25 protein-coding genes and 1 riboswitch are annotated in these 25,259 nt (G+C 65.5%); of the genes, 12 read left to right on the forward strand and 13 right to left on the reverse strand.

Translation table 11 applies throughout. The features are described 5' to 3' along the window. Positions 1 to 482: 482 nt before the first annotated feature. Positions 483 to 562: riboswitch (S-adenosyl-L-homocysteine riboswitch) on the forward strand. Positions 563 to 637: 75 nt separating this feature from the next. Both J7J50_RS03900 and J7J50_RS03905 read left to right on the forward strand, forming a co-directional pair. Further along, positions 638 to 1,558 (forward strand): hypothetical protein, encoded by a 921-nt coding sequence (locus J7J50_RS03900; RefSeq protein WP_215057792.1) that lies wholly within the window; start codon positions 638 to 640, stop codon positions 1,556 to 1,558. A 130-nt stretch (positions 1,559 to 1,688) separates the two neighbouring features. Then, positions 1,689 to 2,042, forward strand: coding sequence for a gamma-glutamylcyclotransferase family protein (locus J7J50_RS03905; protein ID WP_215057791.1), 354 nt, complete (start codon positions 1,689 to 1,691; stop codon positions 2,040 to 2,042). Between the two features lie 164 nt (positions 2,043 to 2,206). Here the strand turns inward: J7J50_RS03905 and J7J50_RS03910 are convergent, their stop codons facing one another. The 8 genes from J7J50_RS03910 to J7J50_RS03940 form a co-directional block, all read right to left on the reverse strand. Next, positions 2,207 to 3,544 carry an XVIPCD domain-containing protein gene (locus J7J50_RS03910; protein ID WP_215057790.1) on the reverse strand — a complete coding sequence of 446 codons (1,338 nt, stop codon included), beginning with the start codon at positions 3,542 to 3,544 and terminating at the stop codon, positions 2,207 to 2,209. After that, on the reverse strand, positions 3,534 to 4,175 hold the full coding sequence (locus J7J50_RS03915; protein WP_215057789.1) for a hypothetical protein: 642 nt from the start codon (positions 4,173 to 4,175) through the stop codon (positions 3,534 to 3,536). The genes J7J50_RS03910 and J7J50_RS03915 overlap by 11 nt, the downstream gene beginning before the upstream one ends. A 77-nt stretch (positions 4,176 to 4,252) precedes the next feature. Continuing rightward, a complete protein-coding gene (locus tag J7J50_RS03920) occupies positions 4,253 to 4,774 on the reverse strand; it encodes a hypothetical protein (protein ID WP_215057788.1) in 522 nt (173 codons plus the stop codon). Positions 4,775 to 4,840: 66 nt separating this feature from the next. Beyond that, positions 4,841 to 4,975: a hypothetical protein gene (locus tag J7J50_RS25080; protein ID WP_285222301.1), complete on the reverse strand. Its 135-nt coding sequence runs from the start codon at positions 4,973 to 4,975 to the stop codon at positions 4,841 to 4,843. 21 nt (positions 4,976 to 4,996) lie between these two features. Beyond that, on the reverse strand, positions 4,997 to 5,482 hold the full coding sequence (locus tag J7J50_RS03925) for a DUF4189 domain-containing protein (protein ID WP_215057787.1): 486 nt from the start codon (positions 5,480 to 5,482) through the stop codon (positions 4,997 to 4,999). Between the two features lie 4 nt (positions 5,483 to 5,486). Then, positions 5,487 to 6,629, reverse strand: a complete 1,143-nt coding sequence (locus J7J50_RS03930) for a type IV secretion system protein (protein WP_215057786.1) — start codon at positions 6,627 to 6,629, stop codon at positions 5,487 to 5,489. A gap of 48 nt (positions 6,630 to 6,677) precedes the next feature. Further along, positions 6,678 to 7,460 carry a hypothetical protein gene (locus J7J50_RS03935; RefSeq protein ID WP_251044574.1) on the reverse strand — a complete coding sequence of 261 codons (783 nt, stop codon included), beginning with the start codon at positions 7,458 to 7,460 and terminating at the stop codon, positions 6,678 to 6,680. A 49-nt stretch (positions 7,461 to 7,509) separates the two neighbouring features. Continuing rightward, the gene (locus tag J7J50_RS03940) at positions 7,510 to 8,364 is read right to left on the reverse strand and encodes a response regulator transcription factor (RefSeq protein ID WP_215057785.1); all 855 of its coding nucleotides are present in this window, start codon (positions 8,362 to 8,364) and stop codon (positions 7,510 to 7,512) included. An 80-nt stretch (positions 8,365 to 8,444) separates the two neighbouring features. Between J7J50_RS03940 and J7J50_RS03945 the strand changes: the two genes are divergently transcribed. Further along, complete coding sequence (locus J7J50_RS03945; protein WP_215057784.1) at positions 8,445 to 8,675, forward strand: hypothetical protein; 231 nt, start codon at positions 8,445 to 8,447, stop codon at positions 8,673 to 8,675. Positions 8,676 to 8,685: 10 nt separating this feature from the next. Here the strand turns inward: J7J50_RS03945 and J7J50_RS03950 are convergent, their stop codons facing one another. Further along, positions 8,686 to 10,173 (reverse strand): AAA family ATPase, encoded by a 1,488-nt coding sequence (locus J7J50_RS03950; protein ID WP_215057783.1) that lies wholly within the window; start codon positions 10,171 to 10,173, stop codon positions 8,686 to 8,688. 199 nt (positions 10,174 to 10,372) lie between these two features. On the opposite strand from J7J50_RS03950, the gene J7J50_RS03955 reads away from it, so the two are divergent. After that, a complete protein-coding gene (locus tag J7J50_RS03955; RefSeq protein WP_215057782.1) occupies positions 10,373 to 11,281 on the forward strand; it encodes an AEC family transporter in 909 nt (302 codons plus the stop codon). A 497-nt stretch (positions 11,282 to 11,778) separates the two neighbouring features. On the opposite strand, the gene J7J50_RS03960 is transcribed toward J7J50_RS03955, so the two are convergent. Next, positions 11,779 to 14,211, reverse strand: coding sequence for a S8 family serine peptidase (locus tag J7J50_RS03960; protein ID WP_215057781.1), 2,433 nt, complete (start codon positions 14,209 to 14,211; stop codon positions 11,779 to 11,781). A 387-nt stretch (positions 14,212 to 14,598) separates the two neighbouring features. Here J7J50_RS03960 and J7J50_RS03965 point away from each other — a divergent pair, with 387 nt between their 5' ends. From J7J50_RS03965 to J7J50_RS03980, 4 genes are all read left to right on the forward strand, one after another. Further along, complete coding sequence (locus J7J50_RS03965; RefSeq protein ID WP_215057780.1) at positions 14,599 to 15,231, forward strand: ParA family protein; 633 nt, start codon at positions 14,599 to 14,601, stop codon at positions 15,229 to 15,231. A 191-nt stretch (positions 15,232 to 15,422) separates the two neighbouring features. After that, complete coding sequence (locus J7J50_RS03970; protein ID WP_057941152.1) at positions 15,423 to 15,899, forward strand: histidine phosphatase family protein; 477 nt, start codon at positions 15,423 to 15,425, stop codon at positions 15,897 to 15,899. Next, on the forward strand, positions 15,896 to 16,684 hold the full coding sequence (locus J7J50_RS03975; protein ID WP_215057779.1) for a YceI family protein: 789 nt from the start codon (positions 15,896 to 15,898) through the stop codon (positions 16,682 to 16,684). The genes J7J50_RS03970 and J7J50_RS03975 overlap by 4 nt, the downstream gene beginning before the upstream one ends. Positions 16,685 to 16,696: 12 nt before the next feature. Continuing rightward, the gene (locus tag J7J50_RS03980) at positions 16,697 to 18,673 is read left to right on the forward strand and encodes a phospholipase D family protein (RefSeq protein WP_215057778.1); all 1,977 of its coding nucleotides are present in this window, start codon (positions 16,697 to 16,699) and stop codon (positions 18,671 to 18,673) included. Between the two features lie 575 nt (positions 18,674 to 19,248). Here the strand turns inward: J7J50_RS03980 and J7J50_RS03985 are convergent. Next, complete coding sequence (locus J7J50_RS03985) at positions 19,249 to 19,986, reverse strand: hypothetical protein (RefSeq protein WP_215057777.1); 738 nt, start codon at positions 19,984 to 19,986, stop codon at positions 19,249 to 19,251. Positions 19,987 to 20,377: 391 nt separating this feature from the next. Here J7J50_RS03985 and J7J50_RS03990 point away from each other — a divergent pair, with 391 nt between their 5' ends. The 4 genes from J7J50_RS03990 (at position 20,378) to J7J50_RS04005 (ending at position 23,445) form a co-directional block, all read left to right on the forward strand. Further along, the gene (locus J7J50_RS03990; RefSeq protein ID WP_215057776.1) at positions 20,378 to 21,145 is read left to right on the forward strand and encodes a hypothetical protein; all 768 of its coding nucleotides are present in this window, start codon (positions 20,378 to 20,380) and stop codon (positions 21,143 to 21,145) included. 234 nt (positions 21,146 to 21,379) lie between these two features. Then, positions 21,380 to 21,571 carry a hypothetical protein gene (locus tag J7J50_RS03995; RefSeq protein ID WP_057941148.1) on the forward strand — a complete coding sequence of 64 codons (192 nt, stop codon included), beginning with the start codon at positions 21,380 to 21,382 and terminating at the stop codon, positions 21,569 to 21,571. 287 nt (positions 21,572 to 21,858) lie between these two features. Further along, a complete protein-coding gene (locus tag J7J50_RS04000) occupies positions 21,859 to 22,329 on the forward strand; it encodes a hotdog fold thioesterase (protein WP_215057775.1) in 471 nt (156 codons plus the stop codon). A gap of 69 nt (positions 22,330 to 22,398) precedes the next feature. Further along, a complete protein-coding gene (locus tag J7J50_RS04005) occupies positions 22,399 to 23,445 on the forward strand; it encodes a LacI family DNA-binding transcriptional regulator (RefSeq protein WP_057941147.1) in 1,047 nt (348 codons plus the stop codon). Between the two features lie 183 nt (positions 23,446 to 23,628). Here the strand turns inward: J7J50_RS04005 and eda are convergent, their stop codons facing one another. Both eda and J7J50_RS04015 read right to left on the reverse strand, forming a co-directional pair. Then, a complete protein-coding gene (eda, locus tag J7J50_RS04010; RefSeq protein ID WP_215057774.1) occupies positions 23,629 to 24,276 on the reverse strand; it encodes a bifunctional 4-hydroxy-2-oxoglutarate aldolase/2-dehydro-3-deoxy-phosphogluconate aldolase in 648 nt (215 codons plus the stop codon). 79 nt (positions 24,277 to 24,355) lie between these two features. Further along, complete coding sequence (locus J7J50_RS04015; RefSeq protein WP_215057773.1) at positions 24,356 to 25,036, reverse strand: HAD family hydrolase; 681 nt, start codon at positions 25,034 to 25,036, stop codon at positions 24,356 to 24,358. Between the last annotated feature and the right edge of the window lie 223 nt (positions 25,037 to 25,259).

The following is a 25,259-nucleotide window of genomic DNA, read 5'->3' on the forward strand; positions in this document are numbered from 1 at the left end:
GCTTTTGCCCTGGCTCTTGCTCGCCATTCCCGCGAAAGCACGAATGCCGCGACTTCAAGCGTTCTCGCACGATAGGCACTGGATTCCCGCGTTCGCGGGAATGACGTTCTTGGGGAATGGCGCTGAAGTCTTTGGATGTTCGGCTACACCGAAGTAAAGCCGCGCCCGCCTTCGCGGGAATGACGTTCTTGACAGATGACGCTGAAGTCTCTGGATGTTCGGCTCCGCCGAAGTAAAGCCGCGCCTATCTCCGCGCGGATGCCCGCTTCACCGCAACACACTCGAACCCGCGCGCATCCAACAGCGCCAAATTCTTGCACCCATCCAAACCCGCGCGCGAAGCTTTCGCCATTTCGCGCCGTCGCCGCGATCGCGCGCAGAATCGGGTTGACACATCGCGACCGCCTGTCGAACCATTGGCCTCGCATCGTCCACAACGCGATGCATTCCACGCGCCGCCGGCCCTCGGCCGCGGCGCGATCCGGGCCGAGGGGTGCTGCGACGGAGTCCACACGCTCCGCCACGCTCGATCCGCGATGCCGAGCAAGGGCGCCCTCCCGATCAAGGAGGCGTCATGCCTGCGTCCAATGTTCCCACTCCCGGTTCCCTCTCTCCCACTGCCGTATCGGGCGAACCCATGTCGATCCAATCACTACGCTTCGATCCCCCGCTGTCCATCGCCCTGGTCACCTCGCACGTCCATCCCGACATCGATACCGACGATCACGGCCTGGTCGCCGCGCTGCGTGCGCACGGCATCGAGTCCACCGCGCGCATGTGGAACGACCCGTCGGTGGACTGGTCCGCGTTCGATGCGCTGCTGGTGCGCAGCACCTGGGACTATTTCCAGCACTACACCGAGTTTCTCGGCTGGTACGAGCACATCGCCAAGATCGGCGCGGTCATCGTCAATCCGCTGCCGCTGCTGATCTGGAACAGCGACAAGCGCTATCTGCTCGATCTGGCGAAACTCGACGTGCCGATCATCCCGACCACGCTGGCGCGCGGCGTCGAGCTGGAAACGGCGCTGGCGTCGATGAGCGGCGAAGTCGTGGTCAAGCCCAGCGTCAGCGGCGGCGCCTGGCATACCGTGCGCGGCCGCGTCGGCAGCGCCGAATTCCAGCAAGCGCTGGCGTCGCTGCCGCGTGAGCTCGACTATCTGGTGCAGCCGTTCATGCCGCAGATCGTCGAGGAAGGCGAGTGGTCGCTGCTGTTCTTCGGCGGCGTCTACAGCCACGCGGTGCTCAAGAAGCCCGGCAGCGACGACTACCGCGTGCAGACGTATTTCGGCGGCACCGCGGATGCGACCGCGCCGAGTCCGCACATTCTCGCCTCGGCCGAGCGCGCGCTGCGGGCGGTGGCCGAGCTGGGCCATCGCGATCAGGCCTATGTGCGCGTGGACGGCGTCGTGGATGCGGGCGTGTTCCGGATCATGGAGCTGGAATTCATCGAACCGTTCCTGCACTTCGCCGCGCATCCGCCGGCTGCGACCTTGTTCGCCGCGCAGTTGGCGCAACGCTGGCAGACATTGCGCAAGCCCGCGGTCGCTGAGGCCTGAGCCCGCGGCACCGCGTCATCGTCACGGCGTCCGCGCCGTGCCGATGACGCGACCGCCGATGCGGCCCGCGCCCGACCCGCGTATCGTCGCATCGACTTCGCCGCCGCGGCCTCGCCGCAATGGAGCCCTCATGAGCGACAGCTTCGTCGTCCGCCTGTTTTCCTACGGCACTCTGCAATTGCCGTCGGTGCAGCAAGCCACCTTCGGCCGCGCCTTGCAGGGCGAGGCCGACGCCTTGGTCGGTTATCGCCGCACGATGGTCAAGATCGACGACCCGCAGGTGGTCGCGACCAGCGGCGAGGCCTATCACCCCATCGTCGAAGCCAGCGGCGACGCGAACGATCGCGTGGACGGCACGGTGTTCGCCATCAGCGCCGAAGAACTCGCCCGCGCCGACGACTACGAGGTGGACGACTACGAACGCGTCGAAGCGGCGCTGGCCTCGGGCCGGCAGGCGTGGGTGTACGTGAAGCGCGTGCGCTGAGCCACGGCTCGAGCGGACTCACACCGAGCGCGTGGCGGAACTAACCGGCGCAGCCAGCTCCGTAGCAGTGGCGTCATGCACAGCAAGGAATGAGATCGGAACACGAAGCGCTCCTGGCCGTCCCTTGCGGGGCGGTGCAGCTGAGGTCGGATTGGAGAGGAAACTTAGACGGTGCGGGGCGTTTGGTTTCGGGTTTGTTCCTGGCTTTGTTCTTGAGCCAAAGCCGCCCGTTGGTCAGCCGCCGCCAGCTTCTGGAAAGACACTTCGACGGGAATCTGCGCGGCGATCACGGTGTTCACATGGGCGCGTTTGTGCGCCGGATCGTGCAGTTCGCCCTGCACCGCGAAGACATCGGTTCCGGCCGGCGTGTTACGGCCCGGGATCACATGGTTGATCTGCTCCAGCCCCGCCAGTCGCGAGCTCACCAGCAGCGCTGCCGTGGTGCGCTCGGCGGTCGCGTCCAGCGGACGCCCCTGCTCGGCGAAGACACGCCCGACACCCGCGTCGAGGGTGCTGTGCATCGAATGGTTCGGATGGTCCCGATGGCGCGGGTCGGGTACACGGCTCTCCGGCGCGGGCACTGCACCGTGTGCATCCTTGAACGGGCTTTCGGGCGTCTTCTCGGGCAGGCGCCGCCCGATCTCTTCGGCGATGCCCATCGGCCCACGCAGGACGGCCGACCCGATCGATGCGCCTTCCTGCGTGGCCCAAATGTCGCCACGGAACTTCTCGATCATGGGTTCAAAGCGATGGGCGTTGACTCGGGTTTCGGGATCGCGCAACACCGAGATGTCCTTCGTCTGCCCCGGTCCTGCATCGCGGAAATTGTGCAAGCTGTGCGAGAGCGCGCCAGACGCCAAGGCCACCGGCAGGTTTCGCTCATCGATGAGGCGTGCATCGTTGTTGGCGTAGCCCGCGACCGACAGCGTGTTGATGTCGTGCCGGCTCGCGTACACCCGCACCTCGCCGAAGTGGTGGCTGCCGGAACTGACGAAGTCGGCGGCCATGACGTGGTTGACGACTTGATGGCCGCCTTCGGGGATACGCATATTCAGGTCGGCCGCGCCGTAAGCGTTGAAGGTCTCGCCTTGCAGGCCCAGCTTGGCGGCGGTGACCTGGGCCAGGCAGCCGCCGAGGGAGTGGCCCGTCACCGTGACAGGAACGCCTTCGGCCCCCGCTTTTTCCATAGCTTTACGCGTGAATTCAAGCGCGTCGTCGGCCTGCTGGTTGGCACGCCGTCCCACCATACCGCCATCCGCACGCAACACGTCGTCGATGAACTCGCGTGTGAATTCGGTACCACGATGAGCGACGACGATTTCACCAGTATCCTCACGCTGAATCATCACGCCTTGGTAGCCAAACGACTTGTTGTCCACTACTTCCAGCACGTTGAACGTAACGCCGCCGATGTCGATGTTGCGCTTACCATCTTTGCTAAACGGTGGCGGATCGTAAGCAACTTCGGACAGTTCTGCGTATTGCTGGCTACTAATTGTCATGACCCTGTTCCTTGGCCTCTAGCATGATGATGAAGGTGTTAGTCGGCTCGGTTTTGTATCTGCTTCTAAAATGCTCTTTCTTGAGGGCTGACTCGAATGCAAATACGGGATCAGAGGGCTGGGTGCCATAAGAATCACGCCGGACATACAGGGAAATGGGCAGTTGATCGATAACCTCCGAATGGCCTATGTGCGCGACGAACTTCTGCTCTTTAGGATCGTCGGTCGGCTTCAATGTCAAGCTGACACTCTCGATTTCCCAAGTGCACACTCCCTTTCCGAAGTAATCTTTTTCGGCCACCGCATCCAGATACACATCGAATCGGTACTCGGTCTCTGAAATCTTGTGCAATGGCGGAACGACATCGAAACTGCTCGGAGTAGGGAATGTGCCTGAGAATGGCTCGGCGTCAGGCATGCATTCCTGGGCGGGCCCCACCTTGTAACGGATGTCGGCCGAGGCGCCCTTGAACGGCCCTGGCGCACCTTCGATCTTTGCGGTGACAACGTACTTCTGACGCGGGTTGGGATTGCGCTCGTACTTCGGGTCCATGACCGCGTTGGAGCAGCCGGTTAGCATCACTGCCATAGCGGCGAGTGCGAGGACTGCAAGGGGCGCGTTCGGCTTCATCTGCGATTGACTCGATTCGTATGGCGCTGGTTGAAGGGCTGGGTTGCGAACATCGCATCTCGCCGGTCGGCACCGGCTCAAAGCCAGACGGCGCCTGTGCCTGGGCTCGACTCTCTGAAGCGGATGATCAAAGAACGAGTTCTGGATGCGTATCGCGCGGTGAACAGCGAGAGCGCGACCATTGCGAAGGTGCCAACCCACAACATTGGGAAGAGCAGCGCAAGCTGCCCTAGTACCACGACCAGGAGGGCCGCGCTCTGACTGACGAAGCCCAGCAATGTTCCGTACTTCGCACGCGAATGCAGCCCGCTTCCCGCATAGTCCGGGACGGTCTTCAGCGCTTTGAGAGACTCCCAGTAGACGCCTCCCAGGCACCCCATGGACAGGGTGTGCAGAGCAGCTGAGCCGAAAGCCAACGGGACCGCAGCCACAACGAAATGAAGCGCCGAGAACACATGACCTGACAGAAGCAACACGACAAAACTGATGAGCGCACCGCTTGACAGCCGGGACCACCACGCAGCGCGCGCGCTCTCCGCGCCGATCTTCTCCAGGATTTCGGCGGCGGCCGGGGGTGTTGCGTTGAAAAGAAAATTCATCGGGCGCTCCATGGCTATTCGTTCACCAGCACTGCGATCTGTAGCGACCGCGGTGCACTTACCTCGTCAGCGGACTTTGGCGGGCAGGCTGCACGCCGCGTAATAGACGTGGCGGTCGGTGTCGCCACGCTTCTGGCAAACCGCCATTTCCATCTCCGACGCGTCCTGTGTTGATTCTGCTTGATGCCGTTTGATACTCATCGCGATGACTTTTCTTGATGTTCAACGAACTCGAACAGGGAGACTGCACCCACTGTAGTAAATCCAGCATTCGCTTTCGCTGCTTTTTCTGCACACTTGATTCGCGTTTTCCAATGCTTCCTCGAGCGTTGCCGCACTTTCGGAGAATGAGGCCGTGCGGGACGCCACCACCACGGCGCACTGGTTTTTGTATGCAAAAGACAGACGACATTTATTCTTGGTGCTGCGGTCGCGGCATTCCTTAAGCGCTTGAGCCTTGGCTGCGGACTTGCTGTCGACCTCAGCAACAATGCCAAATGCGCCAGCGTCATCGGTAGCAATAGCTCCCCACCTGCTTGCCCACGAGGGGCCAGGGGATGCAGGAGTGCTCACTCCTTGAATCGGACCGCAAGAACCTAACGATGTACCGCTGTAGGGGATTTGTCCGGGAGGACATCCACCTTCCGCCTTTGACGGGCCAGTTGGAAGAGCAACCAGCACGGCAAGTAAGAGCACTACCTTTTTCATGACCTTAATCCCTCGTCACTTCGTCAGAAGACTTGATGCGCTGCTCATGTACCGGCGGCGTCCCGGTAATTCGATTGCTGTGGTTGTATGTGGCACTAGCCGCCTCAGCCGGCACGTAGGACTTGTCTGACCGGTGGCTATCGTTGCGGGCCTGCGGTGAGTAAGAACCTGGAGGCTGCCCTTGCGGCCCCGGCGAACCGCCACCACCACCCGCGCCGCCTGATAACGCGGAGAAGTGCATGAAGCTGCCGAGTTGCCCCTGGAAGAAGTTGGCCAGCGATTGAGGAACCGTGATCAGCAGCGCGGTCGCCAACAACCCGATACCCCCTTGTTGCAGGGCTTGGCTGCTGATGCCCTCGACCTCGATACCCACTATCGAAGCCAGCTTCGCCACCCATAGGCCCGCCGCGATGCGCGCGACGAGTTCCAGAATCACGCCCGACATCACGCTCAGGCATCCCATCGAGAAAATCGTCCCTATTGTGTAGTTCAGCCATTTCACGAAATGGCCCTTTGTCTGGTCGAACATCAGACACAGGATGAATATCGGCCCCAGGGCCATGGAGAAGGCCATCGTGCATTTGAATGTGAGGTACAGCACGCCGGAAACCATGGCTGGCCCGGCAAGCCCGAATCCGGCAAACACAAGCGCACGGGTCTTCTGATCTTGCAGGGTCGGATCGTCCTTTGAAACTTGCACGCCATCTATCGCCGTAAGCGCGACTTGCAAGTACCCAAGATTCTTGTCGATGGCATCGGCCGTGCTCTGGTTCTCATGCCCGGAAAACAGGCCATGCACGGCTCGGTCCATATCTTGAGTAAAGAGTTGATACACATTGGTACCGCCGAAGGACATGGTGGTCGCGGCTGTAATGATCAGCACGTTCCGCAGCGAGCCAACCAACAGGCTCCTCAAGGTGCCGTTCGACTGCCCGGTGACCATGCGGTAGCCCATGATCATGATCCACAGCACGACGAGCGTTCCCGCGATGCTGGCCGCCCATGACATCGTCCTCTCCATCATGGCGAAGCCGATGTCATCGATTTGGCGAGTCAAGTAGTCGTTAATGATGCGAAAGATCGCGTATTCGCCGAGTCCCGCCTGGCTTGAAGGGGACAGCAAGTCCGACATGCGGCTGAAAGTCATGGTTTGAATCCGTTCTGGAATGGGCAGGCGTGTGCGTCGGCTGGCAGGTCAGTTGCCGAGCGCTGCCTTGATGGCAACAGCCTGAATGACTTGCCCGCCGATTCCGGTTCTGTTTCCCTCCAGGGCACGTTTGGCCAAGCGAGCCTGGTCCTGTTTGAGCGACTCGATGTAGTCCTCGTAGGCCTTCATGCGCGCCTGCCAGTAATCGAGGTCCAGCTGATTTCGCGCGACGAACCGATAGGCCTCGTTGTCGTTCGCGGCTAGCGCGCCCTGACTGCCGTTGACGCTGTCGCGCTGGCTCTCGATCTGCGCGAATTCCTGGTTTCGCCGCATGAGCCTGCGCAGCATCTGCACCGACTCGTTGTACTTCATGTTTTCCGCATGGATCATGCGCTGGCAGATGGATTGCTGCTCGCCGATAACGTTCCCGCCAAGCTTGGGCGCGGCTTGCTGAAACACGGTCGTCAACTGTCCCTTGATGCCTTCGCCCCGTCCCGGACACATGTCCTCCATACCGTAGTCGGCCGGGCGCGGCGGGAAGCTGTCTTCCATACGAGACTGCCCGAAGTTCAACCGCTGCAGTCGGATCAACTGTTGCTGGTAGTGGGTTACGGTCTTCTGATACTGACTCGCTGTCTCCTGCCAGCGCTTGCTCTGTTTGCCGTATTCGACGGAGTCTTCGCTCGTCTGCTTCAACTTCGCCATGAGACCGAACGGGTCTTTGACGATCATCTGTGCACTGGCTTGATGGCTCGTGAGAACGCCCAAGGCGATGGCAGTGATTGCAGCCCCCCTGATGGAGCGACGATTCACCCTGCTGCGATTCCTCATGTTCGACTCCGTGTCGTGTTGAAGGTACGGCCGACGTCGGCCCCGTGATTCAGTCGTCCAACAAATGCATCAGCCCTTTTTCGTAGAAGTACTTCGCCAGTTCGGCTTCGTGGCGGATGCCGAGCGCCTTCTTCGCCTTCGACCAATGGGTCCAGATCGTGTCGTAGGTCTTGCCTTCGCGTTCGGCGATCAGGCCGATCGATCCGTGGCGCAGGATCGACACGCACACGCGCTGCTGTTTCGGCGTCAGCGACGACCACGGATCGGCGTTGGCGCGGCCGAAATCGATGCGCGGGTCGTAGAAGGTGTCGCCGGCCCGTGCGTGCTGGATCGCCTGCAGCAGGAATCGCGTCGGGCTGGTCTTCAGCACGTAGCCGTCGACGCCTTCGGCGATGAGTCGCGCCGCCAGAAACGGGCTGTCGTCGCTGGCATAGACGATGAGCCTGGCCGGCGGGCATCGCTGCCGCAGCGCGCGCACCAGCGCGATGCGCTTCAAGCCCGCGATGGCCGGATCGAGTATCACGATGTCTGCACTAACCTCCGATTCGCTCAGAACGTCGAACAACCGTTCGCTGGATCGCACCGCGCGAATCTCGTCGGCGATGGGTCCACGCGCACTCTTCAACAACCGCTCGACCAGCATCGCCATCGCGGGCTGGTCGTCTGCGACCACGTACTTCATGCACTGATCCTTATGCTCGTTTCGTTTGGCATCCTGCCAACTCTCGGTAGGCATAGTGTTGCTAACACAGGGCCGCTTGCCAAGCCGGAAAAACTCCACGAATCGATGCGGCGTCGCATGTGTTTTATTGGCACACAGAGATACATCTCGCGGCATATGATTGGCCGTATGCTCGTATTTACCGTGGTTTTTTACCGGACTATTCGCGCGCTCGGCGCGCACCCCGGACTGCCGGCGAATGCCGGACAGGTACGGTCATGCGTGCTCGCTCGCGTCGCGATGCGCGCCGGGATGCGATGGGAATGTTCGATGCGTGTCGCCCGCCGATGCGGGACGACGCGCTCGATCCACGCCAGCAGCGGCTGCCCGAACGCATGCAGGCCTGGATAGACAAGGCCAAGGCGGTGTTGCTCGGCGCAGGATGGGGCGAGGTCGAGCACGCCTGCTTCCACCTCGCCGCGCCCGGCGGCAGCACGCAACTCGACGGGCGGCCGGCGACGGTGTTCGAAAGCCTGTTCGCGGAAATCGTCTGAAGGCCGGGCCTCAGTCGGCCGACACCGTGCGGCCGCGCGCCCATTCGCGCAAGGATTCGACCTGCTCGGCCATCAGCACCGACAGCGGCCGGGTCTGCTTGAGTTCGGCGCGCAATTGGAAGTCCGACAGCGGCGCGCCCGCGGCGTGCGCGGCGTACATCGCCGCGACGATCGCCTGCTCGATTTCGGCACCGGAAAATCCGTCGCTGGCCGCGGCCAACGCCGGCAGATCGAAGGACTCCTCGCTCAGCGAGCGCCGCCGCAGATGGATCGCGAACAACTCCGCGCGCACCTCGGCCACCGGCAGGTCGACGAAGAAGATTTCGTCGAAACGGCCCTTGCGCAGCAGCTCCGGCGGCAAGGCGTCGATCTGGTTGGCGGTGGCGACCAGGAACAGGCGCGATTTGCGTTCGGCCATCCAGGTCAGCAGATAGCCCAGCACGCGCCGCGACACGCCGCCATCGCCTTCGCCGTTGTCGCCGGCCAGGCCTTTTTCGATTTCGTCGATCCACAGCACCGCCGGCGACAACTGCTCGGCCGAAGCCAGCGCCGCGCGCAGGTTCTTCTCGGTTTCGCCGTGGAATTTGTCGTACAGCGTGCCGAAATCCAGCCGCACCAGCGGCACGCCGAAACCGGCCGCGACCGCCTTGGCCAGCATCGACTTGCCGCAGCCCTGCACGCCCAGCAGCAGCATGCCCTTGGGCGGATCGAGCCCGGGCGGCGCCTCGCCGCTGACGAACACGGCGCGGCGTTGTTCGACCCAGCGCTTGAGCCGGCGCGCGCCGGCGACATCGCTCATGCGCGCGGCGTCGTATTCGTAATGCAGGTGGCCGGAGCGGTTGAGCAATTCGAACTTCAGCTTGGCCAGTTCGGGCAGATCGCCGGCGTTGAGCGCGCCGTCGCGGAAGATCAGATGGCGGGCGATGCGGCGCGCATCGACCGGATCGATCCCGCGCAGGTTGCGCACGATCTGCTTCACCGCTTCGCCATCGACCTCGACCCGGCGCCCGCCGTTTTCGCGCGCGAAGTTTTCCGCTTCCTCGCGCACCAGTTTCAGCAGCGCGTTGGCGTCGGGCAGGCTGGGCGTGTAGCGCACCGCCAGCGAATCCAGGTCCGGCGGCAGTTCCAGCTTGTGGCCGATCAGCACCAGCACGTGCGGCTCGCAATCGCGGCGCTGGGCGATTTCGCGCAGCTGGCGCTGGGTGCTGGCGTAGCCCAGGTAGGGGTGGGCGTCGAACAACAGGTAGATGCCGCGCTGATCGGCGTCGCGGATCGCCTGCAAGGTGGTGGAGATGTCCGGGGCGACGTCGGTTTCTTCCTCGCGGTCCAGATCGACCCGGCGCAGGCCCTCGGTGATCGACCAGCGGTACAGCGCGCGCCACACGTTCATCAGCGCCTGGCGGAACAGTTCGACCACGCGCGCCTCGTCGCGAGTCTCGATCACGATCAGCGGGGTGTTGGAACGGATCAGCGCGGTCAGGTCTTGCAGGTCGCTCATGGGACAGGGTCTTCCGTGGACGCGACATGATACGGCCCGGCGCCCTTCGGCACCCGCCGGGTGGATTGGGTGCGCTGAAGCGGCCGCGGCGGGCCGGCACCGCGGCATCGCACGCAAGCGCAAAGCCGGGTTGAGCCCGGGCCCGGCAACCGCGACCATGGCCGCATCGCGCCGCTGCGGCGCGCGGAGTCGGTCGGCGATGGCTTTCGACGCGTTTGCCCTGGTGCTGGCGATGCTGGCGCTGGGTTACCTGTTCCTGCGGCTGCGCGCGCTGCCCGACAACGCCGCGCAGACGCTGAATCTGGTCGTGCTGTACGTCTGCCTGCCGGCGGCGGTGCTGCGTTACGCGCCGCGCCTGCATCTGGAACCGGCGCTGCTGGGGGTGGCGGCGGTGCCGTGGCTGCTGCTGGGCGCGACCGTGCTGCTGGTCGGCGCGCTGGCGCGCGTGCTCGGCCTGCGCCGCGACGAACACGCGGTGCTGCTGCTCACCGTCGCCCTGGGCAACACCAGCTTTCTCGGTTATCCGCTGACCCGCGCGCTGATCGGCGAACACGCGCTGCCGTATGCGGTGGTTTACGACCAGTTCGGCGCGTTCCTGATCCTGTCCACCTTCGGCCTGTGGGTGCTGGCGCGCTACGGCGGCGACGCCCCGCCCAGCGCGCGGGCGATGGTGCTGCGGGTGTTGAAGTTTCCGCCGCTGTGGGCGCTGCTGATCGGCTTCAGCGTGATGCCCGAACAGCCGCCGAGCTGGATCGCCGGCGGCCTGCAGCGCCTGTCCGACGCGCTGCTGCCGCTGGCGATGCTGACCATCGGCCTGTCGGTGAAACTGGCCTTGCCGCGCGAGGAGCTCAAACCGCTGATCGCCGGGCTGGGCCTGAAGCTGGCGCTGATGCCGGCGCTGGCCTGGGTGCTGGTGCCGATGCTGGGACTGCACGGCGAAATGGCCCGCGCGACCGTGCTGGAAGCGGCGATGCCGCCGATGGTCACCGCCGGCGCCTTGGCGATCGCGCATCAACTGGCGCCGCGGCTGGCGGCGGCGATGGTCGGCTATGGCCTGCTGCTGTCATTGCTGACCTTGCCGCTGTGGGCGCAGGTGGCGGTGGGGTGATGGGGCGGGAATCGGGAATCGGGAATCGGGAATCGGGAATCGGGAACAGCGTACTTGCCTACCTTCATTCACGCGAAGACGGACGGGGCTTCACTTCAGCGGGGCCGAATATCCAGGGCTTTTCGTGCGAGAACGCTTGATGTCTCTGGATGTTCGCTCCGCCGAAGTAAAGCAGAGCCCGCCTTCGCGGGAATGACGGCAAGAAGCCGCGCTGTTGTTGAGGGCATCACATCAAGCCCCTCAGACCGGCTGCCGATTCCCGATTCCCGCCTCAATAATCTGCCGGATCGGAGGCTGTGTTGTTGGCGGTGCCGAACTAACCACCGGCCTGTCGGTGCCGTCGATGGCTACCGCCGGCACGCTTGCCTTGCCCATGGCGTGGTGCGCGTCTGGCCGCGATGGGTGCGCACGGCGGTGGGCCGACAAAAAAACGGCGCCGGATTTCTCCGGCGCCGTTGCCTTACCCGCGCACGGGACGCGGACCAGGAGGCTTCAGTTCACGGTGCGCCCGCAGATCCCGTGGAAGCGATGGAACCCGCAGGAACGGGAACCGTGGAACAGGTGGCGGCGTTGCTAGTCTGCTGCTGGTCGTAACTTTGTTGCCCTGCCGGCAGCGGCGAGGCTTGCACCGGAAGCAGCGAACGGTACGCCGGGGCGTACAGCGCCGACAGCACGCAGGCCTGCGACTGGGCATGGAACTTCAGCTGTCCGGTGCCGAAGCTGTCGTCGAAGCCGGCATCGCCCAGGTCGTTGCCCTGGGTGCCGGCGACTTGCACCAGCGCGTCGTAGGTCGCGTCGGCCAGCTGGCTGCGGCGCTGTCTCAGCGCAACGACGCGATCGGCCTTGTCCTGCTCGGTCCCCTCGGCGGGCAACGGCGCCAGCTCGGTGGCGCTGGTCAGCTGGCGCTGGTGCTGCAGGCCCAGCAGCGCCAGCGCAGCCACGTGCGGAGCAGCGGAGGAGGTGCCGCTGAAGCCGTTCTCGCCGTAGGACAGGGTGTCGACTTTGGCGTAGCTGCTCAGGTCCGGCTTGGCATTGCCTTCGGCCTGGCCGGCCGGACGCGCGCCGCCGGGGGCCAGTACCGGTCCACGCGAGCTGTAGAGTTCCAGCGCCGAATTCGCCGCGTTCAGCGCCGCCACCGTCACCACGCTGGCCGAGTCGGCCGGGAGCAGGAGGGAACGCTTGTTCTGCGCGTATTCCAGCGGCAACTTGGTGGTGACGATGCGCAGGAAGTTGGCCGCGCTCGCGGTCTTGCGCACCACGCGTAGGGCGAAAATGCCGCCGCCGCCGGTGGTCGTGGTGCTGAACAGGCCGGCGCAGCGGGTGGTGGCCGTCTCCGCCGGCGGCACGTAGGCGACCACTTCCAGCGGCTCCTGGCCGGCGCCGCCGTTCTGCGCGTTGTCGGACTGCTGCGCCAGTTCCCAGCCAGCCGGGGTCACGGTCTCCACGTAGCGGAAGGTGCTTCGGTCGAAAGTGCGGGTACGCACTTCGTCGCGCCAGCGGACCAGTTCCAGCCTGTAGTCGGTGTCGACGGTGTTGCCGGCCGAGGCCCAGTCGTTCCAGCTCAGCGAGGCGCCCACGCGCTTCGCGCTGGCGCTGGCCGCGTCCTTGATGCCCACCGGCGTGCACTGGCCAGAACTGGCCACGACATTGGTGTCCTGCACGCCGGCGGTGGCCGGGTCGAAGTCCTGGGCCACATCGACCGCGGCGCCGCCGTCGCTGTCGCCATCCCAATGCGCCTGGGCGTGGTTGCCCGCGGCGTTGATCACCAGCACGCCGTTGCGCTTGGCGGCGTCGATCGCGTCGTACAGGCCCTTGTAGGCGCCCGAGGTGGCCGTGCCGTCGCCCGGCGCGCCGGCCATGCCGGCTTGCGAGGCGGTGATGACCTGCGCGCGCGGCTCGCCCAGCGGCTGGTTCTGCGCGTCCAGATTGGCCGCGTCCTGGATGCCCTTGACCCAATCGCCGACGGCGCCGGCGTCGTAGAGCCGGAACTTGGCCTTGGGCGCGATGTCGTAGGCGATCTCGGTGACCGCGTTGCCGTGCTTCTGCCCGACGGCGGCGCCGAAGGTCTTGCCGGTCGGCGGGGTCATCACGATGTTGTCGGTCGCGGTGGCGGTGTTCTTCGGCCATTCGCCCGCGGTCTGCAGCGAGGCGACCTCGCCGTTGGTGTTGCCGAACTGATCCATGATGGCGATGGTCAGGCCCTCGCCTTGCAGGCTGCGGCGCAGCCCTTCCGGCACTCCGGCGTAGTTGCCCAGGCCGCGCAACTGGTCGATGCCGCTGGCGGTGGCGCCGTCGGAGAAGGCCACCGTGTCGGCGATGTTCATCAGGCCCACGCGGGCGACGCCGGCGTGACCGGCCACCCATTCCAGCTGCGCCAGCGGCACCAGGGCCTCCAGGGTGGGCGAACCGGGGATTTCGTGCGCCTGGATACCGCCAGCGCGCAGCGCGGCGACCAGGCCGCCGGCGGCCTGCGCCAGCAGCCTCGCGTTCTGGATGCTGGCGTAGTCCAGGGCCAGACCGACATTGATCTTGACCTTTTCGCCTTCGCGCCATTGCAGCGGAATGCCGGCGCGGTCCAGCGCGGCGATCTGCGCGCGCACCGAGGCGGCCTGCGCCGGCCCGGTCGGCGTGCCCTGCGCGCCCGCCGGTGTGCGCAGCTGCGGCGCCAGTGCCTGCACCGCCTGCAGCAGCTGGCCGGCGCCGAGCTTGGCCTGCACCGCGGTCCGCGGCATCGGTGCGGCATAGGCCACCGGCAACGAGGCCGGCGACACGGCGACGCCGCTGCCGATCGCACCCGCGACCGCGGCGACCGCGGCGCCTTGCGCGTCATCGGCGGCGGAGGCCGCATCGCGCTGCGACCACAACAAGATCGCGGCGCAGGCGGCGGTCAACCCGATTACGGTGTTCTTCTTGCTAGGAGCCTTCTTCATTACGGTATTCCTGGTTGGCCGTAGAGGGCCCGCTGCGCCCGCACGTTCGTGCACAGGGGTATGCCGGACGCGGCGCGCCTCGTTGCGATCGAGACGGCGCGGCGGTTCGACATACGGCCAAAAACGCGACGCAGCCCGCAGTTCCCTACCCAAAAATTTTCATTTTGGAGAATATTTTTCTGTACGGCACATGCTAGGTGCCGGGAAACGTGCGATCTACAGAAATCGCTACGCGCGCAGCCGACCTGCCGAGGGAACCGGACGTGCGCGCCGGCCTGTGCGGGCAAAACAGCTCAGGCGGACGCTTCTCGGCGGCGGCGCTCAAGTCGTGATGACCACGTCCACGATGCCGGTGTACGCTGCGGCTTCCGCCCGAAGGGAGCTCGCATGAAGACCGTGCTGGTGGCCAGTTCCAAGGGAGGCGTGGGCAAGACGACCATCGCCACCCATCTCGCTGCGCAGTCGGCTCTGGAAGGCCTGCGCACGGCCTTGATCGACGCCGACCCGCAAGGCTCTTCGACCCGTTGGGCGCAGCGCCGCTCGGTCCTGGAAAGTGCGGTGCTGGCGCTGGACGGCACCCGCCGCAAGGCCTGGCGCAAGAACCTGCCCGACGACGCCCAGCGCGCGATCATCGACGCCCCGGCCGGGGCGATGGCCGACGACCTGGAAAGCTTCCTGGAGATCGCCGACGCGGTGGTCGTGCCGGTGCAGCCCTCCACGCTCGACATCGAAGCCACCGTGCCGTTCCTCGATTCGCTGGCCCGGCACCCGCGGGTGCGTCGCGGCCAGCTGCGGGTCGGCCTGATCGGCAACAAGCTCAAGCCCTGGACCAACGCCTCGCAGCAGGCGGTGGAGCTGCTCAGCGAATGGCCGTACCCGGTGATCGGGCAGATCCGCGACAGCCAGGCCTATGTGGTCATGACCGCGCTCGGCAAGAGCCTGTTCGACTACCACTCGCAGCAGATCCGCGAGCATCAGGCCGACTGGCAGCCGCTGCTGAAGTGGCTCGGCAAGAAGTGAGGCCGGGCCGATAGACGCTGTCGTGCAACCGGACCTGTCCGCGCCGCGCGCCGACCGGGACGATCCCGCGGCCGCGCCGTCCGCCGGCCGGCGAACCCGGCCCTCGCCCCCGCTACCCATCCGCCCCCTCGACAGGCATCCTCTACCTTGCGTTCGCGCACTCCCCTCATCACTCGTTCTGGCTCTGACTCATGCGCGAATTGATCCTGCTCCGCCACGCCCACGCTGAACCCGCGGGCCAAAGCCAGGCCGACCTCGACCGGCCGCTGTCCGCCGAAGGTCTGGCCGAAGCCGAAGCCGCCGGCCGCTGGCTGGCGGAGAAAAAACTGATCCCCGACTGCGTGCTGTGCTCGCCCTCGCGGCGCACGCGCGAGACCCTGGAAGCGGTGCTCGGCGCCATCGGCTATGTCGAACAGCGCATCGAACCGTCGATCTACGACGCCACCCCGGGCACCCTGATCAGCCTGGCCGACACCCACATCGAGGTCGAGCGGCTGATGCTGGTCGGCCACAACCCCGGCCTGGAACGCCTGGCCGCGCTGCTGCACAGCGGCCAGTCGGGCGATTACCGCGGCATACCGCCGGGCGGCGTCGCCGTCCTCAGCGTACCGGCCGGCACCGCGTTGGAACCGGGCGTCGCCCAGCTCAGCGAGTTTTGGTGGCCGTGAACCGGTCGCCGCCGCGCTTGCGGCGGTGGCACGGTCGAACCGCCGCGATCGGCAGCATCGGGGCCGGCCTGGCCCTGATGTCGGTGGGGCTTGTCGCCCAGGCCGGTGTCCAGCAGTCGTCCCCGACCGAAACGCGCGTCTGGGCGCCGCGGCCAGCCGAGGCCCGCGCCGCCGAGTTCCGGGCCACCGACGCCAGGCCGCCCGAGCCCAAGCCGGTGCAGCAGGGCTTCGATCCGGAACACACCCGTTTCAGCTTCGAACTGCGCACCCGCTGGGGCCAGCGCATCGCCGGCGAGTTCCCGCGCTACGACGGCGAACTCACCGTCCTGGCCGACGGCCGCCATCAGGTCCGCATCCGCCTGGCCACCGCCTCGGTCGTGGTCGGCGAGTCCGAGCGCTACGCGCGCATGGCCCGGGGCGAGCGCTTCTTCAACGCCCCGAGCTATCCCTTCATCGAATTCCTGTCCGAGCCGCACCCGGCCGACCTCGCCCGCACCGGCGGCGTGCTGCGCGGACGGCTGACCTTGCATGGGGTGAGCCGCATCGAAAGCTTCATCCTGGCCCCGGCGGCCTGCGTCAAACCGGGCGAAGACTGCGACGCGATCGCGCACGGCAGCGTCAGCCGCGACGACTACAACCTCGACGGCTGGCAACTCGCGCTCGGCGACCGGGTACGCTTCACCATGCAGGTACGCCTGCAATCCACGCAAAATAAGCTGATCCCGTCGAAACCCGCGCCGCCCAGGACTCCGGAACCCTTTCCGACCCGGGTCCCGACGCGTTAAGGAGCCACCCTGTTGAACCCCGTGTTGCGCGGCCTCGCGGCCCTGCTCGCCCTGTCCCTGTCGGCCTGCGCCTCGCTGAGCCCGGCCCAGCGCGACCGCGCCAGCGCGATCGCCGCCGCCGCGCGCTCGCAGCAGATCGACTGCCAGGGCGAGAACGCCTGCGCCCAGCCCTCGCCGCTGTACGAGCTGGGGCGCAAAGCGATGGCGCAGTCCACGCCCGAGCGCCCGCGCCACTACGCGCTGATCCTCGATCGCGGCCCCGACGCCTTGCTGGCGCGCATCAACCTGATCCGCAGCGCCACCCACAGCCTGGACCTGCAGACCTATATCTTCGACGAAGACGACGCCGGCAAACTGGTGCTGGACGAAGTGCTCGCCGCCGCGCGCCGCGGCGTGAGCGTGCGCCTGCTGCTCGACCAGCTGGCGGCGATGCGCCACATCGACACCCTGGCCGCGCTGGCGGGCGCCCACGCCAATTTCGAGGTCAAGCTGTACAACCCGGTGCTGCACCGCGCCCGCATCAACTACCCGCAGTACGTGCTGGCCGCCGCCTGCTGCTGGCGCCGGCTCAACCAGCGCATGCACACCAAGCTGCTGCTGGCCGACAACCGGGTCGGCATTTCCGGCGGCCGCAATTACCAGGACGACTATTACGACTGGGACGACCAGTACAACTTCCGCGATCGCGACGTGCTGGTCGCCGGACCGGTCGCCGACATCATGGGCACCGACTTCGAAGTGTTCTGGAGCGACCGCCGCAGCGTGCCGGTGGAGCGCCTGGCCGACGTGGGCAAGCGCCTGATCGACGGCGGCGTGCCGGTCCTGCCCAAGACCGAATTCGAACGCCCGCAGCGCGCCCAGGCCATGCGCGACGCCGCCGCCGACGAGGCGCAGATCAACGAACGCCTGGTCTCGCACGCGATCGAAGTCGGCGCGGTGCGCTACATCTCCGACACCCCCAACAAGCATCGCGAGAACAGCGACGCCAATGCCCTGGCCTCGGATTCGCTGCGCAGCCTGATCACCCATTCGAAAGAAGAAGTGATCCTGCAGACGCCGTACCTGGTGCTGTCCAAATCCGCGCAGCAATTGTTCCGCAGCCTGCACGACCGCCCCGACCGGCCGCGCGTGATCGTGTCCACCAACAGCCTCGCCGCGACCGACGCCTTCATCGCCTACGCGCTGTCGTACAAGTACAAGCGCCGTTACTTGCGCGAATTCGGTTTCAACATCTACGAGTACAAGCCGTTCCCGGCCGACGCACCGATCGACATCGCCGCCACCGGCGCCACCTTGCCCGACCTGGGCCTGGACGGCCTGGGCGAACGCGACGGCCGCGCCGAGCCCGAATCGGTGCAGGGCGCCGGATTGGCCGAATCGCGGCGCCAGCGCCGCGAACTCGACCGCAGCAGCGTGCTCTACCGGCAACGCTACCGGCAACCGCTGGCGCGCGAGTACGCGGCGATGCGCTATGCGCGCCGCCGCACCAACGAACCGGTGCCGCTCAAGCGCGCCGGCGTGCGCATCGGCATGCACGCCAAGTCGATGGTGATCGACGAACGCATCGGCGTGATCGGCACGCACAACTTCGATCCGCGCGGCGATCACTACAACACCGAAAGCGCGGTGGTGATCGACGATCCCGTGTTCGCCCAGGCCCTGGCCGCGAGCATCCGCCGCGACATCGCGCCGGCCAACTCGTGGGTGATCGCGCGCCGCGACAAGCCGCCGATCTTCTCCGGGCTGGAGTATTCGATCGCGAAGATTTCCGAGCACCTGCCGATCTTCGACCTGTGGCCGGTGCGCTACGCCACCAGCTACGAATTCGTGCCCGGCCCGGCCTGCCCGTCGCCGCTGTACCGCACCGACCCGGGCTTTCGCGCCTGCTACAAACCGGTCGGCGACTTTCCCGAGGTCAACCTCGGCGTGAAGAGCCTGACGACGCGGATGTTCACCGCGTTCGGGGCGGGGTTGGCGCCGATTCTTTGAAGCACGTTCTTTGAACCTTGAACGATATAGCTAATCATCCGCGGCATATCCGAGTCCCGGCCCTATATAGCGGCCGTCGGAAACAAGAACGCCCCGCTTGATGTGGGGCGTTTTTTGGTTGAACCTATTGAAGTCCGAGAACTTGGGTCAGGGCTTAATCGGCTTCTCTGCTCCGATGATTACCTTGCCTTCGCACTCTCCTTCGCAACCCCCACCACCGACACCCGACCAACTGCCTCCACTTCCACCTCCGCTACCACCCTCGCCGCCGGACCCGCCGGTGCCACCGCTACTTCCTCGCGGCGTTTTGGAAATCTGCTTCATACCCGGGATACCGGCTGCGACAGAAATCATCTGATACGTAGAGCACGCACTTGCATTACAGATCGTAACGGTATCCTTGGCTCTCCATTGATTGACCGTAACGTTCACCGTGGACACGATGAATCCGGCAGTGTCGGGATCTGGTGTATCTCCATCCAATGTGCAATCCGCACAGTTGAATGTCCCGTAATGCGCAGCTATTGCTATCCCCAATGCAGTCAATGCCAACAACCCTACTAACCATCTAGATTTCATTTTCCATTGCTCCTGCTGATTGCGCTGGCGGCCATCGCGTCCGCACTCTTTAGCTGTTGAGCTGTCAACTCACGACCCCACAGATCCACATACTTAGATGCCACTTTGGTTCCGCCGCTGTATTGCAGGGCTCTCATGTACGCGTAGGCCTTCACTGCATCGCGCTTGGTCAAAGTCCCATCGTGATAAGCGCTGGCAAGATTGAACAGCGCGGTGCGATTTCCCTGCGACGCCGCCGACGTCAAGTGCGTCAATGCTTCGGCCTTGATATGCACAAGTTCGTCGGCGCCAGCCACCAGTTTTTCTGGCGTATCGAATTTCTCCGTGGCAACAGAGAAATATGCGAGTTGCGCCTCTACATGGCCTAGCCGAGCAGCCTTCGTAGTCCAGTACTCGCGCGAAGCCAACTGCTCTTTACTAAGCCCGAGACAGATCACGCGATCCTCAGCCAGTTGCCGGACCACGTCTGATGTCAAAACTTCGTCGTCTAGTGACGCCGCGGCCTCTTCCATAGATTCTTTTCGCTCTTGGAGCGAAGTACACCGCAAGAGATCGCGATACAGCTGATAAGCGGCCTGTGCATTTCCGAATTCTGCCTGTTCCGCCAGCATCGAGTACGTGTCTGCATAACGCCTTCTGTCAGCAACAATCCTTGTCACGGTTTGCGCTTGGTCCGCGACAATCTCAGGCTTTTGCGGGGCGTCGTTCTTGCGGACGCTTTGGGGATCGCTCATGACGATGGACCGCGTAGGCTCACGGTCGCCGCGATCGCATCCAATCACCGCGACCAAGGCGACAAAGAGAAAGACAGCGCGACAATTTCCTCGGAGCATCGTTAGCTTCATTTGCGATATTCGGTTCAAGGGCTGTGCGGCTACCGTATACCGACGGGACTGATCGATTCGAGTATTGAAACGCCCGATCACGCGGATGCCCCTACTCAGACTCGTCCCAAAAACGTCACCCCAACCACCTCGCCCCAAGCCGAGCACCCCGGGGACGTTCGTGCGGCCGGCAGCTGATCCGGCTGCGAACGCACGCGGCGCAGCCGCCACGGGATTGAACTCGCCCGGCCGGATCGGGTCTGAGCGACTGCGATTCAGACCCAAGGAACGGAGTCCCTCGATGCGTATCGTCGCTTTGCTGGTGAGTGTGTTGGGCGCGTTGGTGTTCGGCGGCGCGCTGATCTATTCGTTCGTGCGCCCCGTCGCGATCGAATCGCTGGCGCGCGACCTGATCCAGGTCGAGGTGCGGCAACGCGTCGGCGAAACCCTGCGCTCGCTGGACGACACCGCGTTGTCGCCGATCGCCGCGCGAATGTCGGAGCGAGGCCGCGCGCGGGCCGCGCAGATCCGCCGGCAACTGGATGAGAATCTGCCGCGCCGCGTGGCCGAGATCGCCACGCAAATGCGCGATCCGGACTGCGCCTGCCGCGCCAGGATCGAAGCCGGCGCCACCGCCGTGCTGCAAGCGCAACGCGAGCGGCTGCTGGATCTGGACACGCGGCTGACCCGCGCCATCGGCCACCGCTACATGCAGGTGGCCGATGCCTTGATTCGCGAGTTCCGCATCTTCAGCGGCGCGAATCTGCTGGTGTTCGTGCTGCTCGGGGCGGTGACGCTGGCGCAGCCGCGCGCGGGCGTCCATCTGTTGTTGCCGCTGCTAGTGCTGGTCGGCGCGGCCTGCCTCACCGCGTACTTCTATCTGTTCCAGCAGGACTGGCTGCGCACCATCGTGTTCGGCGACTACGTCGGTTTCGCCTATCTGGCGTACCTGGGTCTGGCGGGGCTGTGGCTGAGCGACATCGCCTTCAATCGCGCGCGCCTGACCACGGCGGCGATCAACGGCGCCGGCGAGGCGATCGGGCTATCGCTCAACGTCGTGGCCTGCTGAAGCGCCGGCCGCCGCCTAGGTCGTCAGTCATGGGTCCGCGATTGCAACCCTCGCCGTCCCCGGCTCATCTCTATCCGTGAACCCGGACGGTGCGCCCCACCGTCCAGCCAGCCCGGAAGCTCCAGGGCATGACTAAAGGGGGATATGACTTCCAGCACATATCAAGTTCTACCTAGGTGTTGTAGATTACCAACACACCGAATCACTACCACCCCACGACACAGGACACCCGCCATGAACGCTCTGACCACCCGCACCGTCACCACCACCCCGAATTCGGCTCCGGCCACCACCGTCAACGCCGCCCCGGTCCGTCACCAGCACCGCCAGCGCGATTTCGGCGTCGGCTACGGCAACAGCAGCGGCTACGCCAGCAACCGCAGCTACACCAGCAACTGGGTCCAGCCGCGCTTCCGCTTCGCCTGATCCCGGATTGCCGTACATGGACCGGCCGTCCGTCGTGAACACCGACCGTTTCGCTTTCCGACCCGGACCGGCGCGCGTAGCTCCCTGTTTCCCCTGCGCGCCGTTCCGGGCTTTTTGAAACGCCCGGCGCTCCCGGCCAGACCCCGCCCGTCCCGCCGCACCCGTACACCGCACACCCGCTTGTAACGCCGCACCGATCAGGCCCTTCCGCCGCAACGGCGGTCCCGACGCCTGGTTTCCCACGCCCCCGGCTGGTCCGGCCGCTGCATCGCCGCTATCGTGAAGCGATGAACGCATCCGACCCGACCCGCCCCGAGGCCGCGACGCCCGTCGCCAAGTCCATCTTCCGCAGCGCCGATACCGTCGATGATCTCAACCGGTATTCGCGCAACACCTCGATCGAACAACTCGGCATCGTCTTCACCCAGATCGGCCCGGACTACGTCCGCGGCACGATGCCGGTGGACGCGCGCACCCATCAGCCCTACGGCCTGCTGCACGGCGGCGCCTCGGTCCTGCTCGCCGAAACCCTGGGCAGCAGCGCCGGCAACCTGTGCTGCCCCGAGGGCAAGATCTGCGTCGGCATCGAGATCAACGCCAACCATGTGCGCGGCGTGCGCAGCGGCACGGTCACCGGCACGGCGCGGCCGATCCATGTCGGCGGCAGCACCCAGGTCTGGGAGATCCGCATCGAGGACGAAATCGGCGCGCTGGTGTGCATCTCGCGCCTGACCCTGGCCGTGGTACCCAAGCTGTAAGCCGGCGAGTAGGCTAAGGCTCCGTCCGGCACGCAGTTACCGCCGGCACCGTGCCCTACGCGAGGCCCCGTGCGCCGACCGACCATCAAAGATGTTGCCGAACTCGCCCAGGTCTCGTTGAAGACCGTCTCGCGGGTGATCAACGACGAATCCGGCGTGCGCGCCCGCACCCGCGCCCGCGTGCACGAGGCGATCGCCGAACTCGAATACCGGCCCGACCCGTCCGCGCGCAGCCTGCGCAGCGCCCAGCCGTATGCGCTGGGGGTGGTCTACGACAATCCGAATCCGTACTACATCATCAGCGTCCAGAACGGCGTGCTCGCCGCCTGCCGCGAAACCGGCTACGGCCTGCAGATCCATCCCTGCGATTCGTCCTCGCCGTTGCTGGCCGCCGACCTGATCGATCTGGTCCAGGGCGCGCGCCTGGCCGGGCTGGTGCTGGCGCCGCCGATGTCCGAGCGCATGGAGCTGGTCAGCGAACTGGTCGCGCACGGCATCAAGCTGGTGCGCATCGTTTCGGCCGCGGAAGACCCCAAGGACGGTTCGCCCTGCGTGTGGGTGGACGACCGCGATGCCGCCTACGACATCACCGAGCACCTGATCCAGCTCGGCCACCAGCGCATCGGTTTCCTGTGGGGCGGTAAATCGCACCGCTCCAGTTGGGAACGTTACAAGGGCTACGCCCAGGCGCTGAACGACTACGGCATCGCCGAGGACGAAAACCTGGTGTTGCCGGGCGACTATTCCTTCGACGACGGCTTCCGCGGCGCGCGGCGTTTGTTCGCGCTGCCCGACCGGCCGACCGCGATCTTCGGCAGCAACGACGAAATCGCCGCCGGCGTGCTGGCGGCGGCGAAGTCCTCCGGCATGCACGTGCCCTACGACCTGTCGATCGCCGGCTTCGAGGACAGCCCGTTCTCCAAGCAATCGTGGCCGACCTTGACCACGGCGCGGCAGGCGACGGAAGAAATCGCGCGCCATGCGGCGTATCGGTTGATCGCGGAGTTGCGGCGCGAAGGCGGGGACAAGCCGATGGACGTTCCGGCCAACGAAGGTTTCAGCCCGATCCTGGTGGTTCGCGGATCGACGGCGCCGCCGCGTCCGGCGCAGGGCTAAGGCGCGCGGCGTGCGCGCCGCGGTTTTCCTCCTGATCTCCCCCGCTTTTGCTGTTCCCCCCTTTGAAAAGGGGGGCAGGGGGGATTCGCTGTTGCTGTTGCTGCTAAAGGCAAAGGCAAAGGCCAATCCCCCCTGCCCCCCTTTTTCAAAGGGGGGAACAGCAAAAGCCGGAGCGCTACTTCTTCAGCGCCCCAACGCCGCCGCTTCCCTCGCCAGCATCTCGATCTTCGCCCAATCGCCGGCCTTCACCGCCGCCGTCGGCGCCACCCACGAACCGCCCACGCAAGGCACGTTCCTGAGCGCCAGATATTCGTGCGCGTTATGCACGCCGATGCCGCCGGTCGCGCAGAAACGCAGTTCCGGCAACGGCCCGCCGAGCGCCTTCAACGCCGTCGCGCCGCCGACCGACTCGGCCGGGAAAAACTTGAGCTGGGTGTAGCCGTGTTCCAGCAAGGCCATCGCTTCCGACGCCGTCGCCGCGCCCGGCAGCCACGGCAGATCGATGTCGCGCGCGGCCGCGACCAAGCCCGGCGCGCTGCCCGGCGATACCGCGAAGGTCGCGCCGGCCTTCAGGGCATCGACGAAATCCGACGGCCGACGCACGCTGCCGACGCCGACCGCCGCGCCCTCGACCTCGGCCGCGATCGCGCGCACCGCGTCCAACGCCACCGGCGTGCGCAAGGTCACCTCGATCGCCGGCAAACCGCCCGCGACCAAGGCCCGCGCCAGCGGCACCGCGTCCTTCAGCTCGTCGATCACCAGCACCGGCACCACCGGCGCCAGCGCCAGCACCGCGGCGATACGCGTTTGCAGATCCTGCATCGAACTCATTGCCTGACTCCAATCGTTTTCGGAACGGTGATGCTTTGATTCATTCGCGCATCTTTCATATCGTGAGCGAACGCGGCGCTCAAGGCCGCGCAGCCACTTCGTCGATGTGCTTGAGCAGATCCGCCGGGTCCTCGTACACGCGGAACCCGCCAGCGCGTTCGAGTTCATCCTGGCCGTAACCGCCCGACAACAGCCCCACGCCGAGCGCGCGCGCGCGACGCGCGGCGAGCAGATCCCAGATGCTGTCGCCGACCACGACCGAGTGCTCGATATCGGCGCCGAGCTTGTCCGCGGCGGCGAGGAACAAATCCGGATCGGGCTTGGCGTACTTGACCATGTCGCGGGTGATCACCACCGACACCGCCGGATCGACGCCGAGCGCGACCAGATTGTGGCGCGCGGTTTCCATGCGGCCGCTGGTGGCGATCGCCCACGGGATCTTGTTTTCGGTCAGATAGGCGAGCAACTCGACCGCGCCCGGCAACGGGCGAATTTGCGTGGCCTGCTGGCCGTAGGCTTGCGCATGCAGCCGGTGCAGGCGCTCGATCCGTTCCGGAGTGATGTCGATTCCGGTCTCGCGCAGCAGGATGTTGGTGAACAAGCCGCCGCTCATTCCGATCTTGCGATGGATGCGCCAGACCGACAGCGGAATGCCGTCGGCGTCCAGCGCCTGTTTCCAGGCCAGCACGTGCTGGTAGACGCTATCGACCAGGGTGCCGTCGAGATCGAACAGGAAGGTGGTGCGTGCAGGGGCGGGCATGGCTTGCTCCTGGGAGCGGGGATTCGGGATTCGGGATTCGGGATTCGGGATTCGGGAACAGCGTACTTACCAACCGTCATTCCCGCGAAGGCGGGAATCCAGGGCCTTTCGTGCGAGAACGTTTGAAGTCGCTGGATTCCCGCGTTCGCGGGAATGACGACTTGGAGAGATGGCGCTGAAGTCTCTGGATGTTCGGCTCCGCCGAAGTAAAGCAGAGCCCGCC

This window comes from Lysobacter sp. ISL-50, assembly GCF_018612875.1.
Taxonomy (GTDB): domain Bacteria; phylum Pseudomonadota; class Gammaproteobacteria; order Xanthomonadales; family Xanthomonadaceae; genus Lysobacter.